This is a genomic window from Pseudonocardia sp. KRD291 (assembly GCF_019263595.1).
Taxonomy (GTDB): Bacteria; Actinomycetota; Actinomycetes; order Mycobacteriales; family Pseudonocardiaceae; genus Pseudonocardia.
Genome location: NZ_JADQDD010000016.1, coordinates 23,331 through 42,300 on the forward strand (window position 1 = coordinate 23,331; position 18,970 = coordinate 42,300).

The 18,970-nt window shown below is 74.1% G+C and carries 20 protein-coding genes; 7 read left to right on the forward strand and 13 right to left on the reverse strand.

The genetic code is table 11. The features are described 5' to 3' along the window. The 3 genes from I4I78_RS04520 to I4I78_RS04530 all read right to left on the reverse strand — a co-directional run bounded on the left by I4I78_RS04520 (position 1) and on the right by I4I78_RS04530 (position 2,150). Entirely contained in the window at positions 1-216 is a 216-nt protein-coding gene (locus I4I78_RS04520; RefSeq protein ID WP_218609904.1) for a Trm112 family protein, read from the reverse strand. 145 nt (positions 217-361) lie between these two features. Further along, positions 362-1,753, reverse strand: coding sequence for a phosphomannomutase/phosphoglucomutase (locus tag I4I78_RS04525; RefSeq protein ID WP_218609905.1), 1,392 nt, complete (start codon positions 1,751-1,753; stop codon positions 362-364). A 43-nt stretch (positions 1,754-1,796) separates the two neighbouring features. Continuing rightward, positions 1,797-2,150 carry a DUF3499 domain-containing protein gene (locus tag I4I78_RS04530; protein WP_218609917.1) on the reverse strand — a complete coding sequence of 118 codons (354 nt, stop codon included), beginning with the start codon at positions 2,148-2,150 and terminating at the stop codon, positions 1,797-1,799. Positions 2,151-2,261: 111 nt separating this feature from the next. Between I4I78_RS04530 and I4I78_RS04535 the strand changes: the two genes are divergently transcribed. After that, entirely contained in the window at positions 2,262-2,741 is a 480-nt protein-coding gene (locus I4I78_RS04535; RefSeq protein ID WP_374225834.1) for a metallopeptidase family protein, read from the forward strand. A 102-nt stretch (positions 2,742-2,843) separates the two neighbouring features. On the opposite strand, the gene I4I78_RS04540 is transcribed toward I4I78_RS04535, so the two are convergent. Next, on the reverse strand, positions 2,844-3,140 hold the full coding sequence (locus I4I78_RS04540; protein ID WP_226379093.1) for a WhiB family transcriptional regulator: 297 nt from the start codon (positions 3,138-3,140) through the stop codon (positions 2,844-2,846). Positions 3,141-3,340: 200 nt separating this feature from the next. On the opposite strand from I4I78_RS04540, the gene I4I78_RS04545 reads away from it, so the two are divergent. Then, positions 3,341-4,102 carry a site-2 protease family protein gene (locus I4I78_RS04545; RefSeq protein ID WP_218609906.1) on the forward strand — a complete coding sequence of 254 codons (762 nt, stop codon included), beginning with the start codon at positions 3,341-3,343 and terminating at the stop codon, positions 4,100-4,102. 1 nt (position 4,103) lies between these two features. On the opposite strand, the gene I4I78_RS04550 is transcribed toward I4I78_RS04545, so the two are convergent. The 6 genes from I4I78_RS04550 to I4I78_RS04575 all read right to left on the reverse strand — a co-directional run bounded on the left by I4I78_RS04550 (position 4,104) and on the right by I4I78_RS04575 (position 10,089). Next, entirely contained in the window at positions 4,104-4,637 is a 534-nt protein-coding gene (locus I4I78_RS04550) for an NUDIX hydrolase (protein ID WP_218609907.1), read from the reverse strand. A gap of 19 nt (positions 4,638-4,656) precedes the next feature. Further along, positions 4,657-6,033 carry a coenzyme F420-0:L-glutamate ligase gene (locus tag I4I78_RS04555; protein ID WP_374225835.1) on the reverse strand — a complete coding sequence of 459 codons (1,377 nt, stop codon included), beginning with the start codon at positions 6,031-6,033 and terminating at the stop codon, positions 4,657-4,659. Beyond that, positions 6,030-7,034 (reverse strand): 2-phospho-L-lactate transferase, encoded by a 1,005-nt coding sequence (cofD, locus tag I4I78_RS04560; protein WP_218609908.1) that lies wholly within the window; start codon positions 7,032-7,034, stop codon positions 6,030-6,032. The genes I4I78_RS04555 and cofD overlap by 4 nt, the downstream gene beginning before the upstream one ends. A 55-nt stretch (positions 7,035-7,089) precedes the next feature. Then, on the reverse strand, positions 7,090-8,043 hold the full coding sequence (locus I4I78_RS04565; RefSeq protein WP_218609909.1) for a DNA-3-methyladenine glycosylase: 954 nt from the start codon (positions 8,041-8,043) through the stop codon (positions 7,090-7,092). Then, positions 8,043-9,113 (reverse strand): sugar phosphate nucleotidyltransferase, encoded by a 1,071-nt coding sequence (locus tag I4I78_RS04570; RefSeq protein ID WP_218609910.1) that lies wholly within the window; start codon positions 9,111-9,113, stop codon positions 8,043-8,045. Before I4I78_RS04570 ends, I4I78_RS04565 begins: the two co-directional genes overlap by 1 nt. An 82-nt stretch (positions 9,114-9,195) precedes the next feature. After that, positions 9,196-10,089: a glycosyltransferase family 2 protein gene (locus I4I78_RS04575; protein WP_308251896.1), complete on the reverse strand. Its 894-nt coding sequence runs from the start codon at positions 10,087-10,089 to the stop codon at positions 9,196-9,198. A 311-nt stretch (positions 10,090-10,400) separates the two neighbouring features. On the opposite strand from I4I78_RS04575, the gene I4I78_RS04580 reads away from it, so the two are divergent. The 3 genes from I4I78_RS04580 to ilvA all read left to right on the forward strand — a co-directional run bounded on the left by I4I78_RS04580 (position 10,401) and on the right by ilvA (position 14,108). Next, complete coding sequence (locus I4I78_RS04580; protein ID WP_218609911.1) at positions 10,401-12,044, forward strand: LCP family protein; 1,644 nt, start codon at positions 10,401-10,403, stop codon at positions 12,042-12,044. 30 nt (positions 12,045-12,074) lie between these two features. After that, complete coding sequence (locus tag I4I78_RS04585) at positions 12,075-12,797, forward strand: TIGR03089 family protein (protein WP_218609912.1); 723 nt, start codon at positions 12,075-12,077, stop codon at positions 12,795-12,797. A gap of 75 nt (positions 12,798-12,872) precedes the next feature. Next, the gene (ilvA, locus tag I4I78_RS04590) at positions 12,873-14,108 is read left to right on the forward strand and encodes a threonine ammonia-lyase IlvA (protein ID WP_218609922.1); all 1,236 of its coding nucleotides are present in this window, start codon (positions 12,873-12,875) and stop codon (positions 14,106-14,108) included. Positions 14,109-14,212: 104 nt separating this feature from the next. On the opposite strand, the gene I4I78_RS04595 is transcribed toward ilvA, so the two are convergent. Further along, the gene (locus I4I78_RS04595) at positions 14,213-15,367 is read right to left on the reverse strand and encodes an acyl-CoA dehydrogenase family protein (protein ID WP_218609913.1); all 1,155 of its coding nucleotides are present in this window, start codon (positions 15,365-15,367) and stop codon (positions 14,213-14,215) included. A gap of 101 nt (positions 15,368-15,468) precedes the next feature. On the opposite strand from I4I78_RS04595, the gene I4I78_RS04600 reads away from it, so the two are divergent. Continuing rightward, positions 15,469-16,179 (forward strand): TetR family transcriptional regulator, encoded by a 711-nt coding sequence (locus I4I78_RS04600; protein ID WP_218609914.1) that lies wholly within the window; start codon positions 15,469-15,471, stop codon positions 16,177-16,179. Between the two features lie 337 nt (positions 16,180-16,516). On the opposite strand, the gene purE is transcribed toward I4I78_RS04600, so the two are convergent. Then, the gene (purE, locus tag I4I78_RS04605) at positions 16,517-17,029 is read right to left on the reverse strand and encodes a 5-(carboxyamino)imidazole ribonucleotide mutase (protein ID WP_308251897.1); all 513 of its coding nucleotides are present in this window, start codon (positions 17,027-17,029) and stop codon (positions 16,517-16,519) included. Then, complete coding sequence (locus I4I78_RS04610; protein ID WP_218609924.1) at positions 17,022-18,227, reverse strand: 5-(carboxyamino)imidazole ribonucleotide synthase; 1,206 nt, start codon at positions 18,225-18,227, stop codon at positions 17,022-17,024. Before I4I78_RS04610 ends, purE begins: the two co-directional genes overlap by 8 nt. Before the next feature lie 188 nt (positions 18,228-18,415). On the opposite strand from I4I78_RS04610, the gene I4I78_RS04615 reads away from it, so the two are divergent. Continuing rightward, positions 18,416-18,931, forward strand: coding sequence for a GtrA family protein (locus tag I4I78_RS04615; RefSeq protein ID WP_218609915.1), 516 nt, complete (start codon positions 18,416-18,418; stop codon positions 18,929-18,931). Positions 18,932-18,970 lie beyond the last annotated feature (39 nt).

An 18,970-nucleotide genomic window follows, 5' to 3' on the forward strand; every position in this document is an offset into this window, starting at 1 on the left:
TCACCCGAGGTTCCCGGAGGCCGTGCCGCCTGCCGGCAGGGCCTCCTCGAGCAACAGCACCGGGATGCCGTCCACCACCGGGAAGCGGAGCCCGCACGAGGTGCAGGTCAGCACGTCCGCCGACGGGTCGTCCGGACTGCCCACCCGCAGCGGGGCGTGCTCGTCACACGGACACGCCAGGATCTCGAGCAGCTGGGGGTCGAGCTGTACGGCCACGGTTCTCCTCGTTCGTTGCTCCACCCGATGCTGCCACCGCCACGCGCGGGCGCGCGGCAGCCGACCGGGTACGGCCCTGTCTACCCGCGCTCGGGGATCCCGCGCACCACGGCGCACCGCCGGGCGGGCTCACTCGCGCGTGGGTTCACGCCCGGACGACGGCCAGGACCTCGTCGCGCAGCGCGGCGACGGCGTCGGCGTCGGGTGCCTCCACGTTCAGCCGCAGCAGCGGCTCGGTGTTCGAGGCGCGCAGGTTGAACCACGAGCCGTCCGGCATCGAGACCGTCAGCCCGTCCAGGGTGTCCAGGGTGACGCCGTCGCGGGCACCGAACACCCGCTCGATCTCGACCACCCGGCCCGCCTGGTCGGCCACCGTCGAGTTGATCTCGCCGGAGGCCGCGTAGCGCTCGTAGGCGGCCATCAGGCCCGACAGCGGCGCCGACGCGTCGTCGGCCCGGTGCTCGCCCAGGGCGGCCAGCACGTGCAGTGCGGCCAGCATCCCGGAGTCGGCCTTCCAGAAGTCGCGGAAGTAGTAGTGCGCGGAGTGCTCGCCGCCGAACACGGCGCCGGTCTCGGCCATCGTCGCCTTGATGAACGAGTGCCCGACCCGGGTGCGCACCGCGCGCCCGCCGCGCTCGGCGACGATCTCCGGCACGGCCCGCGAGGTGATCAGGTTGTGGATCACCGCGACGTCGCGCTCGCCGTCGGAGGCCACCCGGGCCAGCTCACGGGCGGCGACCAGCCCGGTGATCGCGCTCGGGCTCACCGCCTCGCCGCGCTCGTCGACGACGAAGCAGCGGTCGGCGTCGCCGTCGAAGGCCAGACCCAGGTCGGCCCCCTCGGCCACGACGGCCTTCTGCAGGTCCACCAGGTTCGCCGGGTCCAGCGGGTTGGCCTCGTGGTTCGGGAAGTTGCCGTCCAGCTCGAAGTACAGCGGGACCACGCGCACCGGTAGGCCCTCGAACACGGTCGGCACGGTGTGCCCGCCCATCCCGTTGCCCGCGTCGACGACGACCGTGAGGTCGCGCAGCCCGGACAGGTCGACCAGCGACCGCAGGTACCCCGCGTAACCGGCGAGCATGTCGCGGCTCTCGACCGAGCCGCCGCCCGCGCCCTGCGGCACGCCCCGCTCGCAGGCCTCCCGGATCGTCACCAGGCCGGTGTCCTGCCCGATCGGGGTCGCGCCCGCGCGGCAGAGCTTGATCCCGTTGTACTTCGCCGGGTTGTGGCTGGCGGTGAACATCGCGCCGGGCAGGTCGAGCGACCCGGCCGCGTAGTAGAGCATGTCCGTGCTGGCCAGGCCGATGTCGACGACGTCGAGACCCTGCCCGGTGACGCCCTCGGAGAACGCGGCGGCCAGCGACGGGGACGAGTCGCGCATGTCCCGTCCGACGACGACCGCCCGGGGGGCCGGGTCGTCCTCGGCCACCAGGCGGGCCATCGCACCACCCAGCGCACGCACGGTGGCCTCGTCGAGCTGCTCGCCCACGACACCACGGATGTCGTAGGCCTTCACGATCGCCGACAGGTCAGGCACGGCGCCGAACCCTACCGGTAGCCGTACCCCGGGCGGGTGAGGGCTACTGGTCGTCGGCCGGGGTGGGCAGGACCCGCAGGTGCCCGCGCCGGCCGGTCGCCCCGGCGCCGGCGACGATCTCCACCGGCCGGTCCACCCGTCCCGCCTCGCGCACGGCGTCGGCGAGCGCGGTGAGGTCCTCGGCCGCGTGCTGCGGCGGCGCGAACTCGCCCTCGAACCGGACGACCTCCCAGCCGCGCGGCGCGGTCAGGTTGTGCGCGTGCGGGGTGCAGAGGTCGTAGGAGTGCGGCTCGGCCTGCGTGGCGAGAGGCCCGACCACGGCCGTGGAGTCGGCGTAGACATAGGTGAGCGTGGCGACGGCGAGCTCGGTGCAGCCCGTCCGTGAACATCTCCGCACACTCAGCACGCGCCCGACGATAGTCCCTGCACGGCGCGGGACCGCACTGCGACTCGCTGTGGTTCCGCGCGCGCCGACCCACCACGCGGGGGACCGCTCTAGACTGGACCGGTGTCCACTGCGCACCGCGTGCTCCGCCGTGCCCCTCGTCGCCGGGATCGCCGCGGCCGGGGGCTCCGCGGAATGATGTTCCCGGTGACCACGCCGGCGTTCCGGACCAGGGCCGAGCGGTTCGACGCGAAGGTGCTCGAGGCACTCGAACCGATCGAGTCGCGCTGGGGCCCGGAGCTCACCGAGCTCGACCTCGCCGTGGACGACGTGCCCGCGGTGGAGAACACCTCCCCGGACGAGGTCGTGTGGGGCTCGGGCGTGCTGGCCGACGTCGGCGTGCCACTGGCGCATCTCGTGCCGGCGGGCGTGGACCACGCCGGGATGCCGACGCGGGCCCGGATCGTGCTCTACCGCCGCCCGCTCGAGGCCCGGGCGCGCGACGGCGAGGACCTCGCCGACCTGGTGCACGAGGTGCTCGTCGAGCAGGTCGCCGAGTACCTCAACATCGAGCCGGACGCCGTCGACGGCGGCGGCGACTAGCCCGTCCGCCCCGCAGGACGGTCCGCGACGTCCGGCGCCGCCGGATACGGCGAGGTCCGGACCGCACGGCGGCCCGGACCTGATTCTCTTCTCCCGCTCCGCTCAGACGGCGGCGCGGCGCAGGCGGCGGCGTTCCCGCTCGGACAGCCCGCCCCAGATCCCGAAGCGCTCGTCCTGCGCCAGCGCGTACTCCAGGCACTCGGCCCGGACCTCGCAACCGGAGCAGATGCGCTTGGCCTCCCGGGTGGAACCACCCTTCTCCGGGAAGAACGCCTCGGGGTCGGTCTGGGCGCAGAGCGCACGCTCCTGCCAGTCCGGGATCTCCTCCCCCGACGCGTCGTCCAGGAGATCGCGCAGCTGCAGCACCTGCGCGTCCTGGTCCCGGGCCGCTTCGTCCATGACGGCCGGACCGACGGACCCACTCGGCCCGAGCCCCCGCATGAACAGCTCGACGTCGTCCACTCGCCCACCTCCCCGCAACGCACCGGCGAATGACACCGCTGTAAGTACAGCGCTGAGGTTCCCTGAAAGCAAGCCGGCTCTGCCGAACGAGTGACGGGGTGGCGCGACGTGTTTAGGGCGTTCGGCAGACTGGGTACATGCCCGCCCTCACACGTCGCGTCAGCCCCTGGTTCTTCCTGCTAGTCGGCATTGCGGTGATCGGCGGCGTGCTCTGCGTAGTCGCCACGAGCCTGACCTCGGAGGCGCTGGCGATCACCGGGATCGTGTTGCTGGTGCTGGGCGGGTGGGCCGTGTCGCTGTGCCTGCACGAGTTCGGCCACGCGATCGTCGCCTACCGGGGTGGGGACACCTCGGTCGCGGCGAAGGGATATCTCACCCTCGACTTCCGGCGCTACACCGACGTGGGCTACTCGTTCGTGCTCCCGTTGGTCATCCTGCTGATCGGCGGCATCCCGCTGCCCGGTGGCGCGGTGTGGATCAATCACTGGGCGATCCGGTCGCGGGCCTGGCGCTCGGCGATGTCGGTGGCCGGACCGGCGATGAACCTGGCGCTCGGGATCGTGCTGACGGTCCTGGTCGGCGCCGTGCCGATGCCGATCGCGCTCGCGGCCGGGCTCTCCGCGCTGGCCCTGTTCCAGGTGATCGCGTTCGTGTTGAACATCCTGCCGATCCCCGGCCTCGACGGGTACGGCGCGCTGGAGCCCTACCTGCCACCCGCAGCGCAGAAGCTGGGCCAGCAGGTGCGTCCGTGGGCCCCGATCGTGTTGCTCCTGCTGATCCTGGTGGTGCCGGGCGTGGGCTCGGCGTTCTTCTCCGGAGCGCTGAGCGTGTTCGGCGCGGTCGGCGGCGACACCCTGTCCGCCGGGACCGGCTACAGCGCCCTGTTCTTCTGGCGCTGACTCATGCGCCGGCAGCGGCGACCATGGCGGCGACGGTGTCGCTGTCGGTGGGCAGGGCGTCCACGGGCCACCAGGCCAGGTCCAGCGACTCGTCGCTGATCGTCGCCTGCGCCCCGGCCGGGGCCCGCACCATGTACCGGACGTCGAGGTGGCGGGTCGGGACTCCGAGCGAGCACGTCACCGGGTGCACGTCGACGTGCAGCGGGTGCTCGGAGATCGTCAGGTCGTGGATCCCGGACTCCTCACGGGCCTCGCGCAGGGCCGCGTCGCGCAGCGTCGCGTCGCCGGTCTCGCAGTGCCCACCGAGCTGGATCCAGCGCCCGACGCGCGGGTGCAGGGTCAGCAGTGTGTGCTCGCCGGTCGCGTCGAGCACGAGTGCCGACGCGGTCAGGTGCCCGGGCACGCACGAGCGGTCGCAGCCGTCGTCCGGGCGGGCGGCCAGGAACGCGAGCAGCGCCTCGCGCAGGGCGAGCTGGGCCTCCCCGGCGGGCTGCCAGGCGGACAGCTCGGCCGCCGCGGTGCCCGGGGCTACCACGGCGACGCCACCTCTGCGGTCACCACTCCAGCAGCCCGTCGCCGGGATCCCGCGCCGGACGGGGCACGAGCGGATCCACCGGCGTCCCGACGGCGACGGCGCCGAGCGGCTGCCAGTCGTCGCCGACGCCGAGCGCCTCCCGGACGAGGTCCGGGGCGAAGATCGTCGACCCGACCCAGCACGACGCCAGGCCCTCCGCGGCGAGCGCGACCAGCAGCGACTGCACGGCCGCTCCCCCGGCGACGGTGAACATGTCCCGCTCGGCGGCCGAGCGGGCCGCGTCCGGGTAGTTGTGGGTGCCGTCGCCGGTGCGGAACGCGAGCACCAGCTCGGGGGCCCGGCGCAGGAGGTCACCGCGGGCCAGCCGGCGCTCGATCTCGTCGGCGGGGCGACCGTCGGCGGTCAGGTCCGCCGTCCAGCGTTCGCGCATGGCGTCCAGCAACACCGCTCGCCGCGCGGGGTCGCGCAGCCAGACGAAGCGGAACGGCGTCGAGTGGTGCGGAGCCGGCGCGGTCAGCGCGACGCCGACGGCGCGGCGCAGCGCGTCCGGGTCGACCGGGGTCCCGGCGTCGAAGTCGCGGGTGCTGCGGCGCAGCAGCACCGCCTCCCGGCGGCCGCGCCCGATCGCCTCCTCGGTCCCGAGCCAGAACATGTCCTCGTCGACCGGGCGGACCAGCTCGCGCGCGCCGGAGCCGTCGTCGGCGGGGTTCATGCCGCGCACCACGGCCACCGGCACGCCGCCGAGCTTGCCCTTGACCAGGTCCGCGGCCGCGGCCAGCTCGTCGGCCAGGGCGATCTCGGTGACGAGCAGGTCGTTGCCCTGGGCGTCGACGGCACCGCCGTATCGGTGCAGCACCGGCACGCCGGACGAGCCGATCGCCATGTCGGTCTGCCCGATCCGCCAGGTCCGGCCCATGGTGTCGGTGACGACGACCGCGACGTCGATCCCGAGCCGGTCGCGCAGCGCCCCGCGCAGGGCCGACGCGCTGGCGTCGGGGTTCTCGGGGAGCAGGGCCAACTCGTCGCGGCGCACGTTGGAGCCGTCGATGCCGGCCGCGGCCTGCACGATGCCGAGCTTGCCGGCCACGATCAGCGTCTTGCCCCGCCGGGCCAGGATCCGCTCGGTCTCGGAGTCGACCAGCTTGCGGCGCAGGACGTCGCGTTCCTCCGGGTCCTCCGGCGCGACGACCAGACGGTCCTCCACCTTGGACACGATCTTGCTGGTGACGACGAGGACGTCACCGTCGGCGAGCCAGGGCGCCGCCTCGGCCAGGGCGGCGGCCAGGTCGTCGCCGGGGCGGAACTCGGGCAGCCCGGGGACGGGCAGGATCGTCAACCCGCCGGTGCTGGCGTGATCGGGGATGTCGAGCGGGGCGGGAGCCGGCGGCTCGGTCACACCGATACCCCGGCCAGCTCGAACGCGCGTCGCGCCATCTCGGCGGTCGCGTCGGTGTCGGTCATCAGCAGCGGCACCTCGCGGACCTGCGCGCCCGGGACCTCGGCGGTGTCACCGGTGTGCACGAGCCAGCCGTCGAGCAGGCCGCCCTCGCCGCGCCCGCCGTAGTGCCGCCCGACGCCCTGCGCACTGGTCTCCACACCGAGTGCGGACAGGCACGCGTCGGCCATCCCGCGGACCGGACGCCCGCCGACGATCGGCGACAGCCCGACGATCTTCGCGGGCGTCGCGACCAGTGCCTGCGCCACGCCCGGCACGGCGATGATCGTGCCGATCGACACGACCGGGTTGGACGGCGCGACGAGCACGACGTCGGCGTCGGTGATGGCGGCGCGGGCATCCGGGAGGATGTTCGCGGCGTCCGCGCCGACCGAGGCGAACCGGTGCGCGGGCGGGCCGGCCTTGTGCCGGATCCACCACTCCTGGAAGTGGATTGCGACCTGCGGCGGTGCCTCCGGATCCTCGGGCGCCGGGTTGTCGATCACCACGTGCGTCTCGACCCGGTCGTCGGTGGCCGGCAGCAGCCGCACGCCGGGCTCCCAGCGGTGACACAGGGCCTCGGTGACCTGGGAGAGCGGGTAGCCGGCGCGCAGCATCCGGGTCCGCACCAGGTGCGTGGCGACGTCGCGGTCGCCGAGCCCGAACCACTGCGGGTCGGCGCCGTAGGCGGCGAGCTCCTCGCTCACCGACCACGTCTCGCCCGACCGGCCCCAGCCCTTCTCGGTGTCGATGCCGCCGCCGAGGGTGTACATGCAGGTGTCGAGGTCGGGGCAGACCCGGAGGCCGTGCAGCCAGATGTCGTCGCCGACGTTGACCACGGCGTCGACCGAGTGCGGGTGGTCCGCGGGCCCGGCACCCACAGGGGGCAGGCCGAGCGCGGACTTGACGCCCATCAGGAAGCGGGCCCCGCCGACCCCGCCGACCAGTACGGTGACCTTCACCCGCAGCACCCTACGTCGATCCCCCGCAGGCCATCGTGCAGGGCATCGGTGCAGGTCACATGTCGCGGTAGTCGCGCGGGGACAAGCGCGGCCCGAACCGCGGGCGCCGGAATCCGGACGCCTCGATGTAGCGCACGGCGCGCTGGCGCTGCCCGGCGTAGGGGGCGAGGACCTCCAGCATCCCGACGTCGTCGAGGTCGTGCCCGAGAAGGGCGTGCCCGACCGTGTTCGGGACGTGGAAGTCGCCGAAGCTGACGGCGTCCGGGTCGCCCCAGGCACGCTGCGCGACCTCGGCCGCGGTCCAGACCCCGATGCCCGGGACCCGGCGCAGCAGCTGCCGTCCCTCCTCGCCGCGCAGCTCCGCGGCCCGTTCCAGGCGGTGCGCGACGACGGCGCAGTGCAGGATCGCGCGCCGCCGCGCGTGGTCGACGCCGGCGCGGTGCCACTCCCACTCCGGCACCGCCCGGATCCGGGCGGGGGTCGGCGGGACCCGCATCCCCGCCGGGACGACACCCTCGGGGCCGGGGGCCGGGGCACCGAAGCGCCGGCACAGCTCCCGGAACGAGCGGTGCGCCTCGGTGCCGGTGACCTTCTGCTCCAGGATCGCGGGCAGCAGGGTGTCCCAGACCCGCCGCGTCGAGCCCAGCCGCAGGCCGGGCATCCGCCGCCGGGCGTCGGCGACCAGCGGGTGGTGCGCGGTGAACGCCGACGGGTCGTCGTCGGCGCCGAGCAGCGACGGCAGGCCGTCGATCTCCCGGGCCGCGCCGGGGCCCCACCCGGTGGCCCGCACGGTGCCGTCGGCGCGGCGGCGGATCGCCAGCGTCGCCGGACCCTCGGGCGTGGTGCAGACCCGCCAGATCGCGGCGCCGTCGGCGACCGTGCGCCAGGTCGGGTCGCCGCGACCGCGACGCAGCGGGGACAGCACCCCGTACAGGTCGAGGGTGAACGGCGGGAGCCACTCGCGCTCGACCGGGCCGGGCGAGGGCGGCCCGTGGGCGACCGCGGCCACTAGACGTCCGGCGAGAACCGCACGCCGTGCGGGGGCAGCGCCACGTCCGGCCAGATCCGCATGCCGTGCCGCAGCTCGCAGTGCGCGCCGACCACCGCGCGGTCCCCGACGACGGCGTCGCGCACGTGTGCGCCCTCCTCGACCACCGCACCCGCACCGATCACCGAGTCCTCCACGACCGCGCCGTCGGCCACGACCGCGCCGTCGAACAGCATCGAGCCCTCGATCTTGGCCCCGGAGCCGACCTTCGCACCGGCCCCGACCGTCGAGCCGCCGAACACGAACGCGTCGTGCGCCACCTCGGCCCCGTCGAGCTGCAGGTACTCACCCGAGGGCCCGGGCAGCGCCGCGGACGGGGCCACCCCGCGGACCAGGTCCGCCGACCCGTGCACCAGATCGGCCGGGGTGCCCATGTCGCGCCAGTAGGCGACGTCGACGTGGCCCTGCACCCGGGCCCCGGCCTCGAGCAGGCCGGGGAACGTCTCCCGTTCCACCGACACCGGACGACCGGCCGGGATGGTGTCGAGCACCGAGCGGCGGAACACGTAGCAACCGGCGTTGATCTGGTCCGTGGGAGGATCCTCGGTCTTCTCCAGGAACTCCGTCACCCGGCCGTCGCGGTCGGTCGGGACACAGCCGAACGCGCGCGGGTTCTGCACCCGCACCAGGTGCAGCGTCACGTCCGCCTCGGCCGCGCGGTGGGTGTCGGCGACCGCGCGCAGGTCGGTGCCCGCCAGCACGTCACCGTTGAAGATCATCACGTGTTCGGTGGTCAGGTGCTCGGCGACGTTGCGGATGCCGCCGCCGGTGCCCAGTGGCTCGTCCTCGACCACGTAGGTCAGCTCCAGGCCGAGCGCGGAGCCGTCCCCGAAGTGCTTCTCGAACGTCTCGGCCAGGTAGGAGGTGCCCAGCACCGCACGGCGGATGCCGGCCTCCCGGATCCGGGACAGCAGATGGGCCAGGAACGGCACCCCGGCGGTGGGCAGCATCGGCTTCGGCGCGGACAGCGTCAGCGGCCGTAGCCGCGTTCCCTTGCCCCCGACCAGCACGACCGCTTCGACGTCCTGCACGCGGTTCCCCTCCCGGCGGCCCGGCTGCTCCAGGCCGTGACGTGTTCGTGCCCAGATTGTCCTACCCGCCCGGACGGGTGTGTCAGGCGGCCGAGCGTGTGGCCAGCCGGGACCGCACCTCGAGGCCCGCGCGCAGTGCCGCCCGCAGCGGGGCCCACCGCGGGCCGGGGTGCCGGTCGGCCAGGTAGCGGTAGGCGCTGCGGTGGTGCTCGGCCAGCATCCGCGCCGACACCTCCGGCTTGCCGGTGGAGACCCCGCCCAGGTGCACGACCTCGGCCGAGGGCACGTAGACGTTGTGCCAGCCGGCCGTGGCGATCCGTTCGCCCAGATCGACGTCCTCGAAGTACATGAAGTAGCGCGGGTCGAACCCGTCGACCGAGTCGAACGCGGCGCGGCGCAGCAGCAGGCAGGACCCGGACAGCCAGCCGGCGGTGCGCTCGGTCGGCTCGTCGTCGGCCCGGCGGTAGGCGCGGGTGAACGGGTTGCCCGGCCACACCGCGCCGATCACCGCGTGTCCGGCCCCGGCACCGAGCGAGGGCAGCGCGCGGGCCGACGGGTAGACCTCACCGGAGGGCTCGCGGATCAGCGGGCCCAGTGCACCGGCCCGCGGGTGCCGCGCGGCGGCGGCGAGCAGGGCGTCGATCGAGCCGGGGCCCCACTCCAGGTCCGGGTTGGCCACGACGACCCAGCCGACCTCCGGGCCGAGCTCGGCCACGCCCCGGTTGGCCCCGGCGCCGTAGCCGACGTTCTCCCCGATCCGCAGCAGCGTCACGTTCTCCCGGGACTCCGCGGCGCGTTCCGGGGCGCCGTCGACGGAACCGTTGTCGGCCAGCACGACCCGTACCGGACGGCCGGTCGCGGCGGGCAGCGAGTCCAGGAACGCGTCCAGGGTCCTGCCCGGGGAGTAGGTGACGGTGACGACGGCGAGCTCGTCGCCGTAGGTCCGCACCGGGCCGTCGACGGCTGAGGGGTTCACGTCCGGGGACCCTAGCGACGCCGGCCGTGCGGCCCCCCGCGGCCGTGGCCGATCACCTTCGTGAAGATCACACACGGTGACACCGATCCGTGTCGGGTTCTTCGAACGTCCGGCCGCGCACCGGCCGTGACCAGGGCAGATCCGGCCGGCGGGCCCGGCGCCGATGATCACTCTCAAGTCCCGGGCCACTCCCGCGACCGGGCGAGTGGCCCCGACACGCGGACCGGACGGCCCACGGGGCACGCACCGATGCTGCACCCTGAGGACGCGACCGGCCGGACCACGACGCAGCAGAGGGGGCGGATGCCGCCGTGACCGACATCCGCGACCCGTGGTTGCGCTCCACCGATCGCTGGACCGACCGCTCACCGGCTCCGCCCCGGGCCGCGCCGACCGCACCGTCGCGCTCGGCCTCCACCGGGCCCGCCGCCGCGCGGGCCGCCGCCCGCCGCGAGGCGCGCGGCCGCACCCCGGTGCCGCCGCGGACCGGCACCGGGCGGGGCTGGGACCGCTGGTCGCAGCGGCTGCGGGTGGCCGTCGCCGTGCTCTCCGCCGTCGTCGTCGCCGTGACCGGTGCCGTGTGGTCGCTCTACCACGACGTGACCAGCGGGATCACCACCACGAACGTGATCACCGGGGGCTCCTCCGGCGGGGACCAGAACATCCTGCTCGTCGGGGTGGACAGCCGGACCGACGCCCAGGGCAACCCGCTGCCCCCGGAGGTCCTGGCCCAGCTGCGCAGCGGCGCCGACTCCGGGGTGCTGAACTCGGACACGATCATCCTGGTGCACGTGCCCGCCGACGGCGGCAGCGCGACCGCGTTCTCGATCCCGCGCGACAGTTACGTGAACATCCCCGGCTACCGCCAGGACAAGATCAACGCCGCGTACCCGGCGACGAAGGCCGAGGCCGCGTCGAAGCTCGTCGCCGACGGGGTGAAGGACCCGAAGCAGATCGACCAGCAGTCGTCGGCGACCGGGCGCAGCGCCCTGATCCGGACCGTCCAGGACCTCACCGGGCTCAGCGTCGACCACTACGCCGAGGTCAACCTGCTCGGCTTCTACAACCTGACCAACGCGATCGGCGGCGTCGACGTCTGCCTCAAGGCCCCGGCGAACGACCCGCTCTCCGGCGCCGACTTCGCCGCGGGTCCGCAGACGATCGCCGGCGCCGACGCGCTGGCGTTCGTCCGCCAGCGCCACGGGCTGGCAGGCGGCGACCTGTCGCGGATCAAGCGCCAGCAGGTGTTCATGGCCGCGGTCGCGAACAAGATCCTCTCCGGCGGCACGCTCACCGACTCGGACAAGCTCTCCGCGCTGGTCGGCGTCGTGCAGCAGTCGGTCGTGATCGACTCCGGGTGGGACGTGCTCTCGTTCGCCCGGCAGGCCTCGGACATCGCGGCCGGCAAGATGGACTTCCTGACCATCCCCACCGGCGGTACCGAGGACAACGCCCGCGGCGACGTCCTCGCGATCGACGAGAACGAGGTCCGCGACTTCGTCGCCCGCCAGACCGAGCCGGAGCCCGAACCCGAGCCCGCGGACGCCCCGGCACCGGCCCCGGTGACCGCCGACGTCGGCAACGGGTCCGGGACGACCGGCCTGGCCGCGCAGGTCGCGGGCACGCTGAGCCAGAACGGGATCACCCCGGGCACGGTCGGCAACGCCCCGGACCGGGTCACCTCGGTGGTGCGCTACGCCGGGGCCGACGGCGACGCGGCCGCCCGCCAGGTGGCCGGCGCGCTCGGCGGGATCGGTGTGGAGCAGTCCGACGGGGTCGCGCCCGGCCGGGTGCAGGTGCTGATCGGCACCGACTTCGACGACGGGGGCGCCGGTGCCACCGCTGCCTCGTCGTCCGGGCCGTCCGGGTCGGCCGGAGCGTCCGCGGCGTCGGCGCCCGCCGCCGCACCGGTCGCCCCGCCGATCACCGCGGGCGGGGTGCCCTGCATCGACTGAGCGGGGTCACGGGCACGTAGCCTGCGGCGCGTGTCCCTGACCGACGCCCTGCTGGCCCCCGCGCTCGGCGCGAACGCCGCCAAGCCGCTGCTCACCCACTACGACGACGCGACCGGCGAGCGGATGGAGCTCTCCGGCACCACGACGGCGAACTGGGCGGCCAAGGCCGCCAACCTGCTGCGCGACGAGTGCGACGTCGAGCCCGGCACCCGGGTCGCGGTGCTGCTGCCCGCGCACTGGCAGACCGCCAGCGTGCTGCTCGCGCTGTGGTCCTGCGGCGCCGAGCTGGTCACCGACCCGGCCACCGCACAGTGGGTGCTCACCGACGCCGAGCACCTCGACACCGCGATGGGCGCCGGGGCCGAGGGCGGGGTGGTGGCGCTGTCGCTGGACGCGTTCGGCAAGGCTCTGTCCGGCCTGCCTTCGGGCGTCATCGACTTCGCGACCGAGGTGCGCCTGCACGGCGACGAGTTCGTGCCGTGGGAGCCGGTGCCCACCGACGCCCTCGTGTGGGACGGCGCGACCGGCGACGACGTGCTGACCGCCGCCCGGGAGGCCGCAGGCGTGCTCGACATCGGCGCGGGCGACCGGGTGCTCTCGACGCGGGAGTGGAACACCCCGGAGGGCCTGCGCGAGGGGCTGCTCGCCGTGCTCGTGGCCGGGGCGTCGCTGGTGCAGTGCCGCCACCCCGACCCTGCACGCCTGGACCACCGGGCCGAGACCGAACGTTGCACACTCCGCCTGTCGGCCTGACGCCCCTGGTCGTGGCCATCGCGAGGCCGCGTGGCACCGTAAGTGGTCGTGACCGCTACACCCGCTCCGCACACGGTGACCGCCCGCGACGTCGACGAGGCCGCCGGCCGTCTGCGCACCGTGATCGGCCCGACGCCGCTGCAGCTCAACCCCCGGCTCTCCGACCGGCTGGGCGGGCAGGTCTGGGTCAAGCGCGAGGACCTGCAGCCGGTCCGCTCCTACAAGATCCGCGGGGCCTACAACCTGATCGCCCAGCTCGGCGACGCCGACCGCGCCGCCGGGGTGGTCTGCGCGAGCGCCGGCAACCACGCGCAGGGCGTCGCGTTCGCCTGCCAGCGCCTGGGTGTGCGCGGGCGGGTCTACCTGCCGGGCACGACGCCGCGCCAGAAGCGTGACCGGGTGGCCCGCCTGGGTGGCGACGCCGTCGAGGTCCGGGTGGTCGGCAACACCTACGACGAGGCCGCCGCCGCGGCCCGCGAGCACGCCGCGTCCTCCGGCGCGACCCAGGTCCCGGCGTTCGACGACCCGCGCACCGTCGCCGGCCAGGGCACCATCGCCCGCGAGATCCTCTCCCAGCTGGCCGACCCGCCGGACGTGCTCGTCGTCCCGGTCGGCGGCGGAGGGCTGCTCGCCGGGGCGCTGACGTACTTCGGCGAGCACGCCCCGGGCGTCCGGGTGATCGGGGTGGAGCCGGCCGGCGCGGCGAGCATGGCCGCGGCGCTGGTCGCCGGGGAGCCGGTGGAGCTGGAGAAGCTGGACCCGTTCGTCGACGGCGCCGCGGTGCGCAAGGTCGGCCGGGCCACGTTCGACGTGGTGAACGGCTCCGGCATCGAGATCGTCTCGGTGCCCGAGGGCCGGATCTGCGTGGAGATGCTCGAGCTCTACCAGTCCGACGGGATCATCGCCGAGCCCGCGGGGGCCCTGTCCCCCGCGGCCGCGGACGCCCTCGACATCCCCCGCGACGCGACGACGGTATGCCTGCTCTCCGGCGGCAACAACGACGTCAGCCGATACGCCGACATCGTCGAGCGCGCCTTGGTGCACGAAGGCCGAAAGCACTACTTCCTGGTCGAGTTCCCCCAGGAGCCCGGTGCCCTGCGCCGCTTCCTCGACGACGTCCTCGGCCCGGACGACGACATCACGCTGTTCGAGTACGTCAAGCGCAGCAACCGCGAGACCGGCCCGGCCCTGGTCGGGGTGGAGCTCGGGTCGCCGGACGACCTCCCGGCCCTGCTCAAGCGCATGCACGAGGCCCCGCCGCACATCGAGCCCATCCCCCCGGACAGCCCCCTGTTCGGCTTCCTGCTCTGAGCCCGGGACACCCGGACGAACGCGAGGGGGCCCTTGGGGGCGCATATCGTCCCGAAGGGCCCCCTCGCGGCGGCGGTGCGAGGCCGGGCGGGCCGGGCGGCGTGCTACTTCAGCAGGCTGCGGGCCATCACCATGCGCTGGATCTGGTTGGTGCCCTCGTAGATCTGGGTGATCTTCGCGTCGCGCATCATCCGCTCGACCGGGAAGTCGCGGGTGTAGCCGGCGCCGCCGAGCAGCTGGACGGCGTCGGTGGTCACGCTCATCGCGGTGTCCGAGGCGAGGCACTTCGCGGCAGAGGAGATGAAGCCCAGGTCCTTCTCACCACGCTCGGCGCGCGAGGTGGCGACGTAGACGAGCTGGCGCGCGGCCTCGACCTTCATCGCCATGTCGGCGAGCATGAACTGCAGGCCCTGGAACTCGGCGATCTTCTTGCCGAACTGCGAGCGCTCCTTGACGTAGTCGATCGCCACGTCGAGGGCGCCCTGGGCGATGCCGACGGCCTGCGCGCCGATCGTCGGGCGGGTGTGGTCGAGCGTCGCGAGGGCGGTCTTGAAACCGGTGCCCTCGGCGCCGATGATGCGGTCCTCCGGGATGCGGCAGCCCTGGAAGTAGATCTCGCGGGTCGGCGAGCCGTGGATGCCGAGCTTGCGCTCCTTCGGCCCGACCTCGAAGCCCGGGTCGTCCTTGTGCACGACGAACGCCGAGATGCCGCTGGCCTTCTTCTCCGGGTCGGTCACGGCCATCACCGTGTACCAGTCCGACTCGCCGGCGTTGGTGATCCAGCACTTGGTGCCGTCGAGGACCCACTCGTCGCCGTCGCGGCGGGCGCGGGTCTTCATCGAGGCGGCGTCCGAGCCCGCCTCCCGCTCCGAGAGCGCGTAGCTGATCATCGACTCGCCGGAGGCGATCGACGGGAACACCTGCTTCTTCAGCTCCGGGGAGGCCGAGAGCAGGATCGGGGTGAGCCCGAGGCCGTTGACGCCGGGGATCAGCGAGGACGACGCGCAGACGCGGGCGACCTCCTCGATCACGATGCAGCCGGCGAGCTCGTCGGCACCCTCGCCGCCGTACTCCTCCGGGATCGTGATGGCGTGGAAACCGGCCTTGACCAGGGCGGTGCGGGCCTCGACGGGGTAGCGGGCCTCCTCGTCGACCTCGGCCGCGTGCGGTGCGATGTCCTTCTCCGCCAGGTCACGCACGGCCTCGCGCAGGGCCTCGTGCTCGTCGCTGAGCCGGTAGCTGTCGAACTCGCTGTTCATCTGCCCTGTTCCTTCATCGGTGCTGACCTCGTGTAGTCCGTCTGCGTTCACCGTAACGGCACTGCGTGCCACAAGCAAGACGACTTGCTACCCTGCGTGCCATGTCCGATGCGGCCGGTACGCGACGGGGACGGTCCGCCGAGGGCCGCGCCGAGGTGCGCCGTGAGCTCGTCGCGGCGGCGGCCGGGTTGTTCGCCGACCACGGCTACGACGAGACGACGGTCGACGACATCGCGACCGCGGCCGGCGTCGGGCGCCGCACGTTCTTCCGCTACTTCCGCGGCAAGGAGGACGCGCTCTCCCCGGACCACGAGCTCGGCCTGGCCCGGATCGCCGAGGTGTTCGCCGGCGCGCACCCCACCGAGCCGCTGCTGCCGCTGGTGCTGCGCGCCGCGGAGACGGTGTTCGACCTCTACCTCGACGACGTCGAGGTCGCCCGGAGCCGGTTCCGGCTGGTCCGCGACGTCCCGGCGCTGCGCGACCGGGAGGCCGCGTCGGTGCACCACTACCGGCGGCTGTTCACCCGGGAGCTGACGGCCCGCCTGGCCGGGGTGCCGGACGGGGAGCTGCGCGCCGCGGTCAGCGCCGCGGCGATCGTCGCCGCGCACAACCAGGCGCTGCGCCGCTGGCTGGCCGACGGCGGCCGGCTGGCCGACGTCGACGCCTGCCGGGGGCACTTCCGCCGGGTCGCGCCGATGCTGCCCCTCGAGCCCGACGACGCCGGGCTCGAGGACGTGACCCGACGGCTCGAGCGCGCGGCGAACGCCCTGGAGGGCCGGCAGGACGGCCGGTCGGAGCGACGGACCGGCTGAGCGATCAACCGGGTCCGGACATGCGTGATCCCCGGGCCGCACCATCGGTGCGTCACCGAGCTGGACGGGCTCGGACCCGGGGATCACGGGTGACCGCCTGGAACTCACCGGCACCACACCGGTTTCCACGACCGTCGCCGGGGCTGCGCAGTACGTCGGCAGGGCCCCGGAGCAAACGTGGTGCTAGCGGACAGCCACCTCACACGTCCTGCAGCTATTCAACGCGGGACCACCTCCTCTCCTGTGTACGGCCAGCCTACGACCGGATCCGGCGTGCGCGCCACGAGAAATCCGGCGCCGATCGGAGATCACCGGAACGGCCGATCCGCTCACCGCGTCAGGCGCCGGAAGCCTTGTCGCGCAACGCCGCGTCCTTCTCCAGGACCGACCGTTCGAGCTCGGCCTGGAACGCCGTCATCCGTTCGCGCAGGGCCGGCTCGGTCGCGGCGAGGATCCGCACCGCCAGCAGACCGGCGTTGCGCGCGCCGCCGACCGCGACCGTCGCCACCGGCACCCCGGCCGGCATCTGCACGATCGAGAGCAGCGAGTCCAGGCCGTCGAGGGTCTTCAGCGGGACCGGCACGCCGATCACCGGCAGCGGCGTGGCCGCGGCGACCATGCCGGGCAGGTGCGCCGCCCCGCCTGCCCCGGCCACGATCACCGACAGGCCCCGGTCCACGGCCGTGCTCGCGTAGTCGAGCATCCGCTGCGGCGTGCGGTGCGCGGAGTAGACGCCCACCTCGTAGGCCACCCCGAACTCGTCCAGCGCCTCGGCGGCGGCACCCATCACCGGCCAGTCCGAGTCGCTGCCCATGATCACCCCGACCCGGGGTGCGCTCCGCTCAGCCACGGTCGGCCTCCTCGGGGTCTCCACCGGGCAGATCGCCGTCGTGCACCGACCAGCCGTCGGCCCAGGTCGCGGTGGCCAGCCAGGTCGCGGCCAGCTCCGCGCGGGTGCGCACGGTGGCGGGGTCGGTCCCCAGCACGGTCACGTGCCCGATCTTGCGGGCCGGGCGCTCGCCCTTGTCGTAGAGGTGCACCCGGGCGTCCGGGAAGCGGGCGAAGCAGTGGTGCAGCCGCTCGTCCATCGACATCGACGGCGCCGCCGCGGCCCCGAGCACGTTGGCCATCACCACGGCCGGGGCGGTCGGGGCGGTCGAGCCCAACGGGTAGTCCAGCACCGCGCGCAGGTGCTGCTCGAACTGCGAGGTCCGGGCGCCCTCGATCGTCCAGTGCCCGGAGTTGTGCGGGCGCATCGCCAGCTCGTTGACCGAGAGACCGCTGTCGGTCTCGAACAGCTCGACCGTCAGCAGCCCCGTCACGTCCAGCTCCCGGGCCACCCGCAGCGCCAGCGCCTGCGCCTGCAGTGCGGTGTCCTCGTCGAGCCCCGGCGCCGGGGCCAGGACGGTCGCGCACTGGCCCTCGACCTGCACCGTCTCGACCACCGGCCACACCGCAGCCTGCCCGAACGGCGAGCGGGCGACCTGCGCGGCCAGCTCGCGGCGCATCGGCACGGCCTGCTCGACCAGCAGCGGCGTGCCGGCCTCGACCAGCCGCGTCACCAGGTCCGGGTCCGGCTCGCGCAGGAACCAGACGCCGCGGCCGTCGTAGCCGCCGCGGGCGGCCTTGAGCACCACCGGCCAGCCCTGCTCGGCCGCGAACGCCTCGACGTCGGCCGGGTCCTGCACCGGTGCGAACGCCGGCACCGGCACCCCCATCGCGGCCAGGCGCCGTCGCATCACGAGCTTGTCCTGGGCGTGCTCGAGCGCCGACGGCGACGGCCGCAGCGGCACCCCGGCCGCCTCGAGCGCGGCGAGCGCGGCCTGCGGGACGCCCTCGTGGTCGAACGTGACGGCCGAGCAGCCGCGGGCCAGCCGGCGCAGCGCGGCGACGTCGTCGGGGTCCCCGGACACGACGTCCGGGGTGACCCGCGCGGCCGGGTCGCCCGGGCCCGCGGCCAGCACCCGCAACGTCTGCCCGAGCGCGACGGCCGCCTGGGCCGTCATCCGGGCCAGCTGCCCGCCGCCGACCATGCCGACGACCGGCATCGAGCCGGGATCGCGCACCGCTCCCGGTGCGCCGGGGGGCTCGGGAACGCCCTCGGGCGTCGGGCTGCTGCCACTCACGCTGCTCACAAGACGGCCAGCCTAGTGCGCCGCGCCGAGCACGCTCTGCGCACCCGGCCGACCCCGGGTCGGGCGAGGTCGGCGCCCGGCGCTCTGGCACGATCGATCGGGTGACGGTGGTGGAGACGGCGCTCGCGCGCATCCCTCAGCCGTACCGCGACGTCGCGATCAAGCACCGCGAGCTCGTCAAGTTCCTGTTCGTCGGTGGCACCACGTGGATCATCGACACCGTCGTGTTCGTGCTGCTCAAGACGACCGTACTGGACACCAAGCCGCTCACCGCGAAGATCATCGCGGTGCTGGTGGCGACCATGGTGTCCTATGTGCTCAACCGCGAGTGGTCGTTCCGGACCCGCGGTGGTCGCGAGCGCCATCACGAGGCGCTGCTGTTCTTCGTGATCAGCGGTCTCGGGGTGGCCGCCTACACCGCGCCGCTCGCCGCATCGCGCTACCTGTTCGATCTGCAGGAGCCGTTCGTCAGCCTGTTCACCCAGGAGGTCGCGGACTTCCTGTCCGGCCAGATCCTGGGCACGCTGGTCGGGATGGCGTTCCGCTGGTGGGCGTTCCGCCGCTACGTCTTCCCGGACCAGAACGTCCGCCGCCAGATCCCACCGCCACCGGACTGACCCCCACCCCACCATCCGCGTTGTGGAGCCCTGACGCGA

What these genes read in the sequence shown, in the direction of transcription:
- I4I78_RS04540 (WP_226379093.1), bottom strand. Translation starts at nt 3,140, where the DNA reads ATGGACGAAGCGGCCCGGGACCAGGACGCGCAGGTGCTGCAGCTGCGC.
- I4I78_RS04595 (WP_218609913.1), bottom strand. Translation starts at nt 15,367, where the DNA reads ATGAACAGCGAGTTCGACAGCTACCGGCTCAGCGACGAGCACGAGGCC.
- I4I78_RS04545 (WP_218609906.1), top strand. Translation starts at nt 3,341, where the DNA reads ATGCCCGCCCTCACACGTCGCGTCAGCCCCTGGTTCTTCCTGCTAGTC.
- I4I78_RS04600 (WP_218609914.1), top strand. Translation starts at nt 15,469, where the DNA reads ATGTCCGATGCGGCCGGTACGCGACGGGGACGGTCCGCCGAGGGCCGC.
- I4I78_RS04610 (WP_218609924.1), bottom strand. Translation starts at nt 18,227, where the DNA reads ATGCCGGTCGTCGGCATGGTCGGCGGCGGGCAGCTGGCCCGGATGACG.